The following is a 14,719-nucleotide window of genomic DNA, read 5'->3' as shown; positions in this document are numbered from 1 at the left end:
CCAGACCCGCTTGCCATTCCATGACGCCGCCACTTATCAAGCACCATAGCCGCCCTCCCGAAGCGCCCCCTGTGCAGGACAACCGCAAGGCGCTCGGCCTTGCCGTCCTGGTCCACCTGATTCTTGTGCTCGTGCTTGTGCTGGGCGTGAACTGGCGTACCGAAAACCCGGGGCCCGTCCAGGTGCAGTTGTGGGCCAACGGCGATTCGCCCGTGTCGCCGCCGCCGCAACCCCAGCCCGACCCCACCCCGCCGCAACCGCAACCCAAGCCGCAGCCCGAACCGCCGCCGCCGCCCCCCCCGCCGCAGCCGCAGCCGGCACCCCCTCCTCCTCCGCCGCCGCCCCAGGCCCAGCCCAAGGATGAGCCGGACCCGGAGATCGCGCTGAACGAAGCCCGCAAGAAAAAAGAGCAGGAAGAAAAGGACCGCCAGGCCGCGGAAGCGGAAAAGGCGCGGCTGGAGAAAGAGCGCCAGCAAGCGGCGCTCGAGGAAAAACAACGCCTGGAAAAGCAACGCCAGGAAGCGGAGAAAGCCGCCGCCGCCAAGGCGGCCGCTGAAAAAGCCGCGGCTGACAAGGCCGCGGCGGAAAAGGCGGCTGCGGAAAAGGCAGCGGCCGAAAAGGCAGCGGCCGAGAAAGCCGCAGCCGACAAGGCCGCGGCAGAGAAAAAAGCACGCGACGATGCCGCCAAGAAAGCGGCAGCCGAAAAAGCCGCAGCGGACAAAGCGGCGGCCGAAAAAGCAGCCGCCGAAAAGGCGGCGGCGGAAAAAGCCGCCGCTGAAAAGAAAGCCAAGGAAGACGCGGCCAAGAAGGCCGCGGCCGATCGGGCCCTGAAAGAAGCGTTCCGCAACGATGCGCTGGGTGCGGCCGGTATCCCCGGCGGCACGGCGGACCGCAACCAGGCCGGTGGCGGCCGCGACGATGGCTATGGGGCCAAGGTGCGCGCGTGCATCCAGCCCGGCGTGTCCTATCCGACCCCGCCCAGGGCCGGCTCGGCCAACCCCACCGCGCAATACCGGGTACAGTTACGTTCTGATGGCACGGTTTCGGCGGTCACGCTGACCTCGTCGTCGGGCAACCGGGGCTTCGATAGTGCCGTGGAAACCGGCATCCGTCGGTGCAACCCCTTCCCGAAGCCGTCGACGGGACGTTACGAACCGGTGATCGACGTTATTTACCGCATGTATGACTGACAGGAGATTGCTCACCATGACTCCCGCTTCCCGCCGATCCCCGCTGGCTTCATGGCGGACCTACGGGTTCGGTCTGCTGGCATTGTTGGCAGTCCTGGCGACCGGCCGCCCCGCGCACGCCCAATTGCGCGTCGACATCTCGGGTACGGGCGCCACCCAGTACCCCGTGGCCATTGCCGATTTCGGCGGTGACGCCACCCGCGGCCAGGCGCTGGCCGACGTGATCCGCGCCGACCTGGGCCGCACCGGCCAGTTCCGTCTGGTGGACGCCACGAACGCCGGCCTGACGGTGGACAGTGCGGTCAACTATGACGACTGGCGCGGCAAGGGTGCCGACTTCCTGGCGTACGGCAGCGTCAACCCCACGCCGGACGGCCGCTACGACATCCGCTATCGCCTGGGCGACACCGTGAAGCGGGCGCAACTCGACGGCGTGGCGTTTTCCGGTTCCCAACAGGAACTGCGCCGCGTGGCGCACCAGATCGCGGACCGTATCTACGAAAAGATTACGGGCGTGCGCGGCGTGTTCTCCACCCGCATCGCCTATGTATTGAAGCAGGGCAGCACCTACGAACTGCAGGTCGCCGATGCCGATGGGCAGAATCCGCAAGTGGCCCTGCGGTCGCGCGAGCCGATCATTTCACCGCGCTGGTCCCCGGACGGCAGCCGCCTGGCCTATGTGAGCTTCGAGTCGGGCAAGCCCGTGGTGTATGTGCACACGCTCGCCACGAGCGCCCGGGTGCCGGTTGCCAATTACAAGGGCAACAACAGTGCGCCGGCATGGTCGCCCGACGGCAGCATGCTGGCCATCGTGCTGACGCGGGATGGACTGTCGCAGATTTACACCATCGGCGCGGATGGTTCGAACCTGCGCCGGATCACCCGTTCGCCCGGCATCGACACCGAACCGACGTTCACGCCGGACGGACGCTCCATTATTTTCACCAGCGACCGCAGCGGTGGCCCGCAGATTTACCAAGTGGGGCTCGATGGCGGCGAAGCGCGCCGGCTGACATTTAACGGTAGTTACAACGTCTCACCCCGTATTTCCCCCGACGGTCAGACGCTGCTGTACGTTGCAAGACGCGACGGAGCATTTCGCATCGCTTCGCTCAATTTGTCCAGCGGAACCGAAACCTTGCTGACTGCAGGCAACGACGACCAGTCTCCCAGTTTTGCTCCGAATGGAATGCAAGTACTATACGCGGCGATCCAAGGCGGCCGTAATGTTCTTGCAGTGGTATCGAGCGACGGACGCGTTCGTCAGACGCTTTCGGTATTGAATGGTCAGATCAATGAACCGACTTGGGGTCCATTTACCCGCTAACACGTGTGACTCACTCAATCAATAAAGGAACCATCATGAAGTCGCGCATTGCCAAAAGCCTAACCATCGCAGCGCTTGCCACCACCCTGGCTGCCTGCAGCTCCGTCCCTCTCGACGACAAGGCTGGTCAGGGGACGGGCACCAGCCAAGGTACGGCTGGTACGGGGGGTCAGATCCTTGATCCGTTCAACCCGAACAGCATCCTGGCGCAACAGAAGTCGGTGTATTTCGACTTCGACAGCTATGCGGTGGCGGACCAGTACAAGTCGCTGGTGAACACCCACGCCGGCTACCTGGCCAGCCATGCCTCGCAGAAGGTGCGCCTGGAAGGCAACACCGACCCGCGCGGCAGCTCCGAATACAACCTGGCGCTCGGTACGCGTCGCGGCAACGCCGTCGCCGACCTGATGAAGCTGAGCGGCGTGAGCCCGAGCCAAATCGAAGTGACCAGCTTCGGCAAGGAGCACGCCACGGGTACCGACGAAGCAGGCTGGGCGCAAGACCGTCGTGTGGACATCAGCTATCAGCGTTGATCCATACGGCCGACAGGCTTAGTGCTCTACCCATGCGTCGGGATGGCCTGTCGGCCGCCCGACGCTTGTTTTTATCTTGACCCAGGAATTCCCATGAGCGATCGCGTTCCGTACCTGCGCACCCTGATGGCGGCGGCCGGCCTGGCCTGCGCCGTCCTGTCCTCCACCGCCCACGCGTTTTCGGACGATGAGGCACGCAACGCGATCCTGGATCTGCGCAAGCAATTGCAGCAGATGAACGACATCAACAACCGCGCACGCATGCAGTTGAACGACCAGATCCAGTCGCTGCAGCAGCAGGTGACTGAACTGCGCAACCAGATCGAGCAGGTGACGCACCAGGCCGTGCCGCGTGCGCCGGCCAACGGTTCGCAGTCCGATACCGGCGGCGCGACCGCTGGGGATCCGCAGGAGCAGGCCACCTACGATGGCGCCATCGAACGTTTCCGCGCTGGCCAGTACAAGGATGCGGCCGAAGCCTTGACGGCCTTTCTGGCCTTGTATCCGAACAGTCAGTTGGCACCCACCGCGCAGTTCTACCTGGGCAGCAGCCGCTACGCAACCAAGGATTACCGCGGGGCGATCGAGCAACTGCAGACCATGATCAAGAACGCGCCGGACAATCCGCGCGCACCGGATGCGCTGCTGGTGATCGCCGGCAGCCAGATCGAGATGAACAACCGCACGGGCGCCAAGGCGACGTTGCAGCGTATCGTCAAGGATTACCCGTCCACGCCGGCCGCCGATACGGCCAAGAACCGCCTGCAACTGCTGCAATAGCGGCTTGATCGGGCCGCCCCGCATGTCGGACCGGGCCCACGGCGCGCGCATGGCCCCGCATGCGGATATAGACCCGTTGCCGGCCTACCGGCGTATCCTCCGCCGGCGGCGATGGCTGTTGCTCGGACTGGTCGCCCTGCTTGCCATCGCCGTGGTGGCGGACCTCCTGGCCGGCACATCGTCCCTGTCCCCCGCGGCCTTGCGCCAGGCGCTGCTGCATCCCGACACCGCCGCGCCGGCCGATCGCGCCATCGTCTGGGCGATACGGCTGCCTTATGCCTGCGCCGCGGTGGTGGTCGGCATGGCGCTGGGACTGGCCGGCGCCGAAATGCAGACGGTCCTCAACAATCCCCTGGGCAGCCCCGATACCTTGGGCGTGACGGCGGCGGCCGCGCTCGGCGCCTCCCTGGCCATTGTTTTCGATGCCTGGCTGCCCGCCGCGGTGCCGGCGGACTGGGCAATCGCCGCCAGCGCCTTTGTGTTCGCCGCGGCAGGCGCCCTGTTGCTGGATGCCGTCGCCCGTTGGAGCGGGATGCAGACCAGCGGCGTCGTCCTGTTCGGCATCGCCGTGGTGTTTCTGTGCAATGCGCTCGTCTCCGGTATCCAGTTCGTGGCCAGCCCCCAGGCGTTGCAAAACCTGGTGTTCTGGACGATGGGCAGCCTCGGCCGCGCGAGTTGGACGCGCCTGGCCGTGCTTGCGGCTGCCCTGGCGCTGGTCCTGCCATTTTCCTTGCGCGCCGCATGGCGGCTGACGGCCTTGCGGCTCGGCGAGGAGCGCGCCGCGAGCTTCGGCGTGGACGTGCGGGCAGTACGTTTGGCTGCGCTCGCCCGCATCAGTCTGCTGTCGGCGCTGACGGTGTCCGCGGTGGGGGTGATCGGCTTCGTCGGGCTGGTGGCGCCGCATATGGCCCGTCGCCTGTTCGGCGAAGACCACCGCTTTTACCTTGCTGCGAGCGCGCTGATCGGCGCGGTTGTACTTTCGTTCGCGTCGCTCGTATCCAAGCGCATCGTGGACGGCCTTGTGATTCCGATAGGTATCGTGACCGCCTTCGTGGGCCTGCCTTTCTTCCTGGCCGTGGTGCTGCGGCGCCGGCTGCCCTGAACGAACCCGAACGATCCTGAACCAGATCCGCCGAACGGCTCCCGCCGTGCGCGCTTGCCACCGACCATGAACCCCATAGCTCCCGGCACGAACGACACGCCTCTCGCGATTTCCGGGCTGCACGTCGCCTATGGCAAACAGGACGTCATACGGGGTTTGTCCTTGCCGGCGTTGCCGGCCGGCCGGCTGACGGCGCTGCTCGGACCCAACGGTAGCGGCAAGTCCACGCTGCTGAAAGCGATTGCGGGCCTGGTGCCGGCCCGTCGCGGGCAACTGGCGGTAGACGGGCAGGACCTGGGTCATCTGGCGCCCGCGGCGCGGTCACGGCTTATTGCGTATATGCCGCAGAGCCTGCCCGCGGCCGTGCACCTGCGGGTGTTGGAATCCGTCCTGGTGGCCGCCCGCGCCCATGCGCGCGGCTCCGTGGAGACTGACGCGGATGCCGCAATGGCCCTGCTCTCGCGGCTGGGCATCGGCGATCTGGCGCTGTGCTATCTCGACGAACTATCGGGAGGCCAGAAGCAGTTGGCAGGACTGGCGCAGGCCCTGATACGCGAGCCGCGCGTACTGTTGCTGGACGAGCCCCTGTCGGCGCTCGACCTGCATCACCGGTTCCAGGTCATGGCCTTGCTCAAGCGCGAAACGGCGGCGCGCGGATTGGTCACGCTCATCGTGCTGCACGACCTGGACATGGCGCTGCGGCACACCGACCATGCCGTGCTCATCCACGAAGGCCGGATGGCCGCGGAAGGATCCCCCGTGGATGTCATCACACCGGCGACACTGGCAGGGGTATACGGCGTTTCGGCGCGCATCGAGCGCTGTACCCTGGGGCAGCCGCACCTGATCATCGATAACGTGATCGACGATGAGCGCGCGCCGGACTGCGGGTCCGGCTAGCCCGCGGCGGCCTCGCGCCGCGCGGTTTCCGGCGATTCCGCGCCTTCTCGACCAGGTAGCTGCCGATGGCCGCCAGGCGTGCCCGCACGCGTTCGGGTGGCGGCCATCGCCCGCGTGTCCTGCAGGGTGCCCACACAGCGGAACCGATGCAGCGCCGCGAGGGCGAATGGATTGATGACACTGCTGGCGTCCACTTCCAGCGACACCGGTTTTCCGGACAGTTGCAGTTTGAGGATGAAGCGATCCGGGCGCACCTGTTGCAGCGTACCCATGTCCATCAGCCGAAACAGGGCCCAGGGTCCATTCAGCAGCATGCCGCTGCGCCCGTCCGGTCCGGCCGGCTCGTAATCGATGCGCGCGACCGGCGCCGCGCCCATGGATGGCCACTGGAAGGCCATCGCCCGCGCCGGCCCATGGGCGTATTGCAAGGTCTGGTTCCCCAAGGTCAAGGCGAAGCGGTCGAAGTAGTCGTCCAGGGACAAGGGCAGCAGTTCGAAGCGGACGGACATCGTTTTCGCGCCGTCGGGGAAGAAGGCATCGCGGATTGTCGCGGCGTCCTCGAACGCCTGCAGGGCCGCGCGCGAGAAATGCAGCTTGGCGGCGCCGGGACGCCAGCGCCACGGCCGGACCGTCATGTCGACATACGGGGCGAGATTGGCCTGGAAGAACGTATTGATCAGCCCATTCGGCGCGAACAGGCGGCTGAAATCGTCTTCGGTCATGTCCACGGCGGATCGCGCGTCGACCGGGTAGCGGCCATCCATGGCGGCGTGGCAGAACGGGACCACATTGCCTCGCCACAGATCATCCAGCCGTTGGCGCACATCCTGCAGCGCCAGCGTACCGCCCTCGGCGGCCAGGCTGTCCAGGATATCGGCCAAGGGCGCGGGCTGGTCTTGCGCCTGCGTCCTGAGGGCCGCCAGGGCATCCCCGGCGGGAGGGGGCATGCCGCGCTGGCGTGCCGCGTCCACCGCGTCGAGGAAGACGGAGACCTCGGCCAATTTGTCCTGGATCGCGGCGTAAGGCGCGTGCCCACCTTGCGGGGCGACGAACAGTCGATGCAGGGCGTCGAAATGCTGGTCCACCGGCGTAGCGGGAGAGCCCGTGGCGTCGTTCACGGCTGCCAGCGTGGTCTGCACGGCGGCAGCCTGCAGCAGCCGCCGCAGCGGGGAATCGCTCCCGGCAAGCAGGCGGACCAGGGCCGCGCCGTCCTGCGCCTGCGCGAGGGACACGGCCCGGATGTCGCCAAGCAGCGCATCCCAGGCCTGCATATAGCGGGAAAAGTAGGCCGCATCGATCTGCGCCTTCAACTGCCCGGCCGTGGGCCGCGGGCCGGCCTCCGCGCCCATCACCCATTGGTCCTGCCGCACGGCCGCGACCGCGGCATCCCGCAGCGCCCGATAACGTGCGTAGCCGTCGCGCGTGTACGGCGCCGGCACGCCCTTCGACAAAGGTTCTCCGCTCGCACGGCGCAGCACCAGGGCGGCCTCGGGACCGGCCAGCTGCGCGACCGACAGGGTGGCGGGGAATTCCGCCCGCAACCGCGGCATGAGCGCGCCGAACAGCCGGTCGGCCAGCGGCTGCGCCGCGATATCCGCCCGCGCCTGCGCGACCGCCGGCGCGTCCGACGCCAGTTCCGGCAGAAATCCGCGCATCCCGAACAGGACCTGCGCATGCCGCAACAGGTCCGCCCGTTGCGCGTCGTTCACGGGCCAGGCGCGCGCGTCGGCACGCACCCAGTCCATCACGGTGGCCGCGCGATAGTGGCCCGCATCGCCCAGCATGAGGTAAACACGCAAGGCATCGAACCGGTCGTCTTCATCTCGTTGCCGGTCCAGCATGACCGCGTGCGCGCGCGCCTGCACGAATGGCAGGACGGTCTCGCGCAGCAAAGCCCGATAGTTGGCCTGCGCCGCGCGGTCCAGGGGCTGGCCCTGGTACAGACCGAATCCCCGCAGCAAGAACCCCGCGCCACCCACGGGCCATCCGGCCGCGTCGAGTAAAGCGACCATCGCGGCCGGATCGGTGCTGCCGCCGGCCTGGGCGGCCAGTTCGGCGAGCCGGGCGTTGCCTTCCTGCACGCGGGCGACCCATTCGGCGTTGTGTCGATAGCTCGATACCAGGCCAGCGCCGGCCAGCGCCACGGCGCCCATCAGGATCATCGCGATTGCATAACCCGCCGCCCGGCCGTACCGCGAAACCGGGCTCCCGCGGCCCGCCAGCCCGGGTTCCCTGAAGATCACCTGCCGCAGCAAATGACTGACGAAATAGCCATGCCGCGCGGCCATGGCCGTGGCCGGCGGGCGCGCTCCGGCATGCAGGGCTGCCGCGAGCGGGCTGGCGCAGCGCAGCGGCTCGCCACCATCCTGCGCCGCGCTCGTGAAGTAGACGCCGCGCAGCCATGGCGTGACGGCATAGGGCGACGCCGTGAAGGCCTCGTGGAGCATGGCGCCCAGGGGCTGTCCCAGCGCTTCGAACTGCGCGGGAAATCCATAGGCCTGGCCCGCCCGGGCGGCATCGCCGCATGCCGCCAGCGCATCCACGACGCGGTCCTGCAGGCGCCGCACCAGTGCGGCGAACTGCGCCGGGAACATCGCCAGGGCATGCTGCCCGCGGCCGTCCGCCCCGGCGGGCAGCGTGACGCCCCAGACCTGGTCGGCCGACCGGCGGTCCAATTGCTGGAAGAACGCGTCGAATCCGTCCAGGCGGTCGCAGTGCGTGATGATGACGTAAACGGGAAACCGCACGCGCAGGCGGCCCTGCATCGCTTCGAGCTGGGCACGCATGGCCGCCGCCCGGGCGACAACTTCCTCGCCGGCCGCCAATAGACGCGCCGCATCCACCACGACGATGGCCCCGTTCACCGGACAGCGTCTGCGCGCCCGCCGCAGGCGCGTCAGTACACGCTGCCACGCGGAATGAGAGGCGGTGCCCGTCAAGGAAGCGTCCGTCTCGACCAGCACCGCCTGGTCGCCAAGCCAGAACCGGCAGGGGTCACCGGGCTGCCAGGCCGCCTCCTCCCTGGCGTGCAGGAAGGCCAGGCGCGACGAGGATAGCAGCGAGGTCTTGCCGCTCCCGGTTTCGCCCAGCACCACGTACCACGGCAGGCGATAAAGGCTATGGCGCCCCAACCTCCACAGCGGACCGCCCTTGCGCAACACCGCCTGGGCGCAGCGAAAAAGATGGTCCACCCGGGCCAGCGCGATCGCCGTCGCACGCGCCTCGCCGGATGTATCGATCGCGGGGGCGGACGGCGCGGGCTCCCAACTGATGCGTACGCGCGAGACACGGCGTACCAGCAGGCCGATGCCCCAGCACAGCAGCCACAAGCCGAGCAGGCCCAGCGTCAACCACGCCCTGCCCGTGGGAGTTTGGAAGGGCGCATAGCCGGCGTAGGCAAAGCGCGGCGACTGGTGGACCACCAGGCCGATGCCCAGCAGTACCAGCAGCGCCGTCACGACGCCACGCAGCGTCAGCCGGGGAAGAACGTTCCGGATCATAGGCGAGAGTCCCGATACAGGAATGGCATGGAGGCGGGCGTGGGCACGGACATGGCGCGGCCGGCCGCTACAGGGCCGCGCCGGGCGCCAGCACGGTGATCACGACGCGCCGATTGCGGGCCTGGCCAGCAGGCGTATCGTTGGGCGCGACGGGATCGGCGTCGGCCCTGCCCTGCGCCAGGAAGCGCCCCGGCTGCGCGGTCTCTTCGCGCAGCAGGTCGACCACATGGGTCGCGCGCGCCAGCGACAGGGCCCAGTTCGAGGGCGTGCCCGGCGCGGGCGGCTGGTTGTCCGTGTGGCCGACCACGATGACCTGCCCCGGTACGTCCCGCAGCGCCGCCCCGATGCGGCGTATCAAGGCCACATAGGAAGGCCTGACCCGGGCGCTTCCGGAGGCGAAGATGCCGTCCGTATGCAGCGTCAGGATGGCGCGGTCCGCGGACAGGCCCACGGATAGCCGGTGCGCGGCGATATCGGCGGCCAGCAGATCGCGCAGTTGCGGCGCGAAAGTCGACGGCGCAGGCAGGGATGGCACGGCCGGCGCATGCACCGGTCCGGCGATGGCCGGCGCCTGGGGCGGCGCCGGCGCGATGGCGGCAGGCCGGAGCACGTGCACGGCTTCGCGCGCCAGCGCCACGGGCCGCGCCTGCCGGCGCAGGCGCGCGTCCAGGACCGTATACAGCATGGCGCACATGCAAACGACGCCGAACAGCAGCCATGCCGTCGAGGCCGCCGACCGCGCCCGGCCGCGCCGTGCCGCCTCCCCGCGGGCATGCGGTGACAGGACCGCATCGGTTCTGCCGCGCGTCGCGCGGATCAGGGCATGCAGCCGCTCCCGCACCTGGACCAGCGCGGCGCCACCGCCAGCGGTCAGGCGATAGCGCCCTTCCATACCCAGAGCCAGGATCACGTATAGCAGTTCCAGCGCGTCGATATTGGCGGCCGGGTTCTGCGACAGCTTGTGCAGGATCGTGAAGACGCGTTCCCCGCCGGAGGTTTCCCCATGGAACAGGACCAGCAAGCTGCGCGTGGACCATGCCTGCCCGCCCCATGCCGTGGCCCCGATGGCTTCGTCGACAAAGGTGCACAGGCAATAGCGCGCGGCCGCGACGGTTTCCGTATCGATGGAGGGGCACGCAGCGACGAAGTCGCGCACCATGCCGGCCAGTTGCATGCGCAGCGCCTCCAGGTCCATGGGGGGCTGGGCCTGGACATGGCGCAGCAGGCTGCCCACTTCCAGCAAAGGATGGGCCGCCTGGACCAGCGGATTCAAGCCATGGCTGGGCCTGAATACCGCCAGTACTGGCGTCGCGGTCCCGGCGGGCAAGCCGGGGACCAGTTCCGTCAAGGCAGGATCGATTATGTTCATTGCCGTATGGCCCACAATTCCAGGCTCAGTTCGGGGAAGTCGCCGGCCAGGTGCAGCGCGATGCCGGCGGACGTCGCCAGCTCGCTCCACAGCTCGCTCGTGGCATCCAGCGCGAAATAGCTGCGGCCCGCGTGAAACGGCAACTGCCGTGGCGCCACGGGCAAGGGCCGGACGGCGATGCCGGGCAGCTGCAACGTGACGAGATCGTGGATCTTCTCCACGGGACCGACTTTCAGCTGGGCTGGCAGGCCGGCCCACAGGGCGTCGGGCGGCAGGTCGGCGCTGACCGCCAGCACGAAGCTCGCGGTGCGCAGCAATGCGGGTTCCGGGACCCGCCCGACGCGCGTGCCGAACCGGTCTTCTTCGAGCGCGATGGCGATGGCCTGTGGATCGATCACCGATGAAAGCGCGCGCCGCAGGTTGTCCATCAGCGGCTGGAAGGTGCCATCCAGGTCGTCGTGGCGATAAGGTGCGAATACCGCAGGCCGCTTGTCCCCCGTGGTGAAGCATGACAACTCGGCTGCCAACTGGACCAGCTCGCGGTAGAGGTCGCGGGGATGTACGCCGCCAAGGGCGGACAGGTGGCGGTAGAGCGCTTCGGCGCGGTTGACCAACTGCAGCAGCAGGAACTCGGCGAGCTCCGCGGCGCCATGCGTATGCGGCCGCGTCAGGCGGTTCGCCAGCGCCGCGCCACGCTGGCCGAGCAGCCCGACCAGTTCGTCCATGAAGCGAGCCAGCCGCGGGGCGGCCCGGCAATCGAGCGAGGGAGGACAATACGAGCGGTCCAGCACCACCGTGTTGTCGGCCCGGCGTTCCACCACGCGCGCGACGCCCATGCTGACGTAGCCCTGCGCGACATCTTCCCGCAAGGCAAGGCGCAAGCGCAGCCGGCCCACATGCATGACCGCTTCCTGCTCCTCGGCAACGTTGTTGTCGCGTACGGCGCACTCCACCGACCGGTACCGCACGTGCTCGGTGTCCGGTCCCTCCGCGCCGGCTTCCGGAGCGCCCGGCCGGATCAGCGGCAAGGCCAGGACCACGACCGCATCGCGCGCGTCTTCGGGTATATCCAGCGCCAGCGGCAAGTCGTCATCAGCGGGCAGCGACAGGGGTGTTCCATCCGGCATGACGCCTTCGCACGCCAGCAGCGCCAGCTTGCCCAACGCCAATTGGTGCTCGTCCAGCTCCAGCCGGAAAAAGCCCCACCCTGCGGTCCCGCGCCCGCAGCGCGACTCGATATAGTTCCGCCAATAGCGATCCTGCTGCTGCAAATGCTGTTGCTGCAGCAACATGCCTTCGGACCACACCACCTTACTGTTCCAGTACATGGGCTTGTCCCTTCAGCATGGCCGGCGGCTGGATGGGGCGAGCCGACCCCGCCACCGATCCGATCGCGCCACTCAATTTGCTCCAGTACGGCTGGAGCTTCCTGGCGGCGGACGTGCCGGTCGCTGCGTCGGGGCCGGTACCTGGCTGGATCGCGACGCTGTCAGGACCCAGGACGACGGTCCAGGCGCTGTCCGCCGACGGCGGCAAGGTCACCACGCCGCGCCACCGGGCGCGATAGATGTCGCGATAGGCCACCATCACGGCCAGGTGGCGGCTGCCCGGTTCCAGTGCATGGCACAGCGCCAGCCGTTCGCCGGGACGGACGGCGACAACCATGCGTGCGAGCGCGTTCGCGCCCAGCACCTCCTTATCATGGTCCGACAGATCGAAGAATCCGGCCTGCTGGAAGCCGTCGGTGTCGGCCAGCTCGTAAAGGCGCACCATCACCGGCGATGGACGGCCGTCGCCGTCGGGATTCAATGCCGGCGAGGCAAGCACCGTGATGCGTACCGTGCGCTGCGGCGCCGGCGCCGTGGCGCAAGCCGAGAGGAAAGCGCCCACGCAAGCCGCCAGGCATGCCGCCAGCAACGCTCGTCCGAGCCGCCGCGCGCGGTCAGGCATCGGTCTCTTTGCTCCGCGCGCCATCCCCGCCGGCAGGCATGGGGATGGGATACGCCTGCCGCTCCGGCGATGCGGTGTCCCGCATCCAGACTGGTCCACCCAAGCCAGCCGCGCGGCGCGGAATCCGCAGGCCCAGCGGATCGGCGTCCGCCAGTACCGCGAAGCGGCGGTCCAGCGCGGGATCGCCGGACAGCAGGTCGGCGCGCGCCAAGGCATCCAGCATCCCGCGAGGCGCATCCCTGCGGTCAAGCTCGTAGAAGTCCATCAAGTCCATGATTGCAATAGCCGTCTTGTCGGAGATGTAGGCCGGCGCCATCGCCCTGGACGACCGTGCCGGCCCGGGCGCGCGCGGCGGAAGGGTCAACGCATGGCGAAATAATTGGCATGCAGCGCCCGGGTCGCCGCCAGCTTCCGCGCCTTGGCCTGCTCATCCTCGCGCGGCGGCAGCGCCAGCATCGCGGCGGCCTTGACGTCGGCGGGTGCTTCCCATCTTCCCGTGATCGCGCTCGGCTTGCCGATCGTGGCCGTGTGCAGGCCGGCGCTGCCCAGATACGCCTGCGCCGCGGCCTGGAAGCGGTCCAGGCGCACCTGGGCGGCCACGTAGGAATGGTGTTGAACGTATCCGCGGTTGTCGAACACCCAGAAAAAGGCGGCAGGGTCGCATACCTTGTGCTTCAGGACGAGCGCGCCCACGGCCGGCGCCCGCAGGTGGCCCAGGAACCATTCGTCGAACTCCGCCGCGCGGCGCGCCGCCGCCACCTCTTTCTGTCCCGCGTCTTCCACGTCGACATTGATGAAGGCCGCGTTGAGATGTCCGCTTTCGCTCAGCCTGGCCCGCGCCTCGCCGATGAGCGCGCGCAAATGGCCGCGCTCCCAGCGGCGCACGATCAGCCGGACGATGATATCGACCAGCCCGACAGCGGTCCTCGCGAGTTTTGCCGGGATGGCGTGGGCGACATGCAGCGCGCCTGTCACCGCCTGCACGGTTCCCAGCACCACGCTTTCCCATGCCTTCCAGTACAGCCCCCGGTTCACGCTCTCAAGGATGCCGGCGTGCAGGTCGTTATTTACGGCAAGGGCGTGCCCGCCGGCGTTGGATCCTCGCTCCAGCAGCGTGGACGCGATGGGCGTCCAAAGCCGGATGGCATTCTGGAACGGAACGCTGTATCCCGGCACGCCGGGCACCAGCGCTTCGAGCAGCAATTGCGAAAGTTCGCGGCTGAACCCCATGGGGTCTTCCAGATACGCGAACATCTTTTCGGCGAAGATGCCGAACGTGCGGCGCGCGCAGTCACGCACGCAATTCCAGATCTTCGTGACCAGCGCCTGCAGCTTCTGCAACAGCGCCGCCTTTTCCGCATGTCCCCCACGTTCCGCCACCTTCCCTGCCTTCATGGACAGGGCCTCGTGCTTCTGCTCGATCCAGGCCTTCTCCGCCGATCCGATCAACACGTTCGCCTTGTATCCGGACACCGCCTTTTCCATTACATCGGTGGCAAGGGGTGCGGGCGCGCCCTTGGAAGTCAACGGCGCAATGAGTTTTTCGCCAGCGGGACTGGCATCCAGGCCCAAGGTGAGTCCCGTGATCGCGGATTCGAAGAGATCCGCGGTCACGCTCATGTCGACATGCATGTTGGCGAACAGCGCCAGCACGCCGACACGGGTTTCGTAAGCCAGCCGCCGCACCAGGTGCGCGGGGTCGCCCCATTGCATGCCCAGCGTCCGCTTCACCTGGTCGTAAAGGTCCACCGTGGGGTCGGTGATGGACACGGGTCCGGACTGCCACTGGCGGTGCCACCGCGCCAGCGCATCGCCGAGTTGCTTCAGCGTTTGGCCCTTCGGATCATTCGTGTACGCCTGCAGTGCGTTCGCGATCGCGATCATCGTTTCGCCGCGGGGCGCTGCCTGTCCGCTCTTGCCCAGCCGCCCCAGCCATTGCTGGTACGACATGATGACGGGTGCGGGGCCCGGGGCAACGCCGCCGCGTCCGAACAGCGGCGGGGCGGGACGCGTGATACTGCCGCCCGCGCTGGAATCCTTTTTGGTGATCATCATCTTCCTTTCTCAC

Annotated in this window: 12 protein-coding genes; 6 read left to right on the top strand and 6 right to left on the bottom strand. The window is 68.0% G+C overall.

Going from position 1 to position 14,719, the window contains the following annotated elements; all coding sequences use genetic code 11:
* Positions 1-20 precede the first annotated feature (20 nt).
* From tolA to BAU07_RS05730, 6 genes are all read left to right on the top strand, one after another.
* Positions 21-1,190, top strand: a complete 1,170-nt coding sequence (gene tolA / locus BAU07_RS05755) for a cell envelope integrity protein TolA (RefSeq protein ID WP_066654910.1) — start codon at positions 21-23, stop codon at positions 1,188-1,190.
* A 16-nt stretch (positions 1,191-1,206) separates the two neighbouring features.
* A complete protein-coding gene (gene tolB / locus BAU07_RS05750) occupies positions 1,207-2,517 on the top strand; it encodes a Tol-Pal system beta propeller repeat protein TolB (protein ID WP_066654908.1) in 1,311 nt (436 codons plus the stop codon).
* Between the two features lie 35 nt (positions 2,518-2,552).
* On the top strand, positions 2,553-3,050 hold the full coding sequence (locus BAU07_RS05745) for an OmpA family protein (protein ID WP_066654907.1): 498 nt from the start codon (positions 2,553-2,555) through the stop codon (positions 3,048-3,050).
* A 93-nt stretch (positions 3,051-3,143) separates the two neighbouring features.
* On the top strand, positions 3,144-3,830 hold the full coding sequence (ybgF, locus tag BAU07_RS05740) for a tol-pal system protein YbgF (protein ID WP_066654906.1): 687 nt from the start codon (positions 3,144-3,146) through the stop codon (positions 3,828-3,830).
* Between the two features lie 49 nt (positions 3,831-3,879).
* Entirely contained in the window at positions 3,880-4,932 is a 1,053-nt protein-coding gene (locus BAU07_RS05735) for a FecCD family ABC transporter permease (RefSeq protein ID WP_066664914.1), read from the top strand.
* A gap of 66 nt (positions 4,933-4,998) precedes the next feature.
* Entirely contained in the window at positions 4,999-5,832 is an 834-nt protein-coding gene (locus tag BAU07_RS05730) for an ABC transporter ATP-binding protein (RefSeq protein ID WP_066654905.1), read from the top strand.
* Here BAU07_RS05730 and tssM read toward each other — a convergent pair.
* From tssM to BAU07_RS05700, 6 genes are all read right to left on the bottom strand, one after another.
* Positions 5,829-9,332 (bottom strand): type VI secretion system membrane subunit TssM, encoded by a 3,504-nt coding sequence (gene tssM / locus BAU07_RS05725; protein ID WP_066654904.1) that lies wholly within the window; start codon positions 9,330-9,332, stop codon positions 5,829-5,831. The genes BAU07_RS05730 and tssM overlap by 4 nt on opposite strands.
* Before the next feature lie 67 nt (positions 9,333-9,399).
* Positions 9,400-10,701 carry a type IVB secretion system protein IcmH/DotU gene (gene icmH, locus BAU07_RS05720; protein WP_066654902.1) on the bottom strand — a complete coding sequence of 434 codons (1,302 nt, stop codon included), beginning with the start codon at positions 10,699-10,701 and terminating at the stop codon, positions 9,400-9,402.
* Complete coding sequence (gene tssK / locus BAU07_RS05715; protein WP_066654899.1) at positions 10,698-12,029, bottom strand: type VI secretion system baseplate subunit TssK; 1,332 nt, start codon at positions 12,027-12,029, stop codon at positions 10,698-10,700. Before tssK ends, icmH begins: the two co-directional genes overlap by 4 nt.
* Positions 12,013-12,651 carry a type VI secretion system lipoprotein TssJ gene (gene tssJ / locus BAU07_RS05710; RefSeq protein WP_066654897.1) on the bottom strand — a complete coding sequence of 213 codons (639 nt, stop codon included), beginning with the start codon at positions 12,649-12,651 and terminating at the stop codon, positions 12,013-12,015. The genes tssK and tssJ overlap by 17 nt, the downstream gene beginning before the upstream one ends.
* Positions 12,644-12,925: a hypothetical protein gene (locus BAU07_RS27355; RefSeq protein ID WP_198168876.1), complete on the bottom strand. Its 282-nt coding sequence runs from the start codon at positions 12,923-12,925 to the stop codon at positions 12,644-12,646. Before BAU07_RS27355 ends, tssJ begins: the two co-directional genes overlap by 8 nt.
* 86 nt (positions 12,926-13,011) lie before the next feature.
* The gene (locus tag BAU07_RS05700; protein WP_157122004.1) at positions 13,012-14,706 is read right to left on the bottom strand and encodes a hypothetical protein; all 1,695 of its coding nucleotides are present in this window, start codon (positions 14,704-14,706) and stop codon (positions 13,012-13,014) included.
* Positions 14,707-14,719: the final 13 nt, after the last annotated feature.

The sequence above is a fragment of the Bordetella flabilis genome (genome assembly GCF_001676725.1).
GTDB classification, from domain to species: Bacteria; Pseudomonadota; Gammaproteobacteria; order Burkholderiales; family Burkholderiaceae_B; genus Bordetella_C; species Bordetella_C flabilis.
Note: the sequence above shows the minus strand (reverse complement) of the source record. Positions and strands in the feature narration are given on the sequence as shown.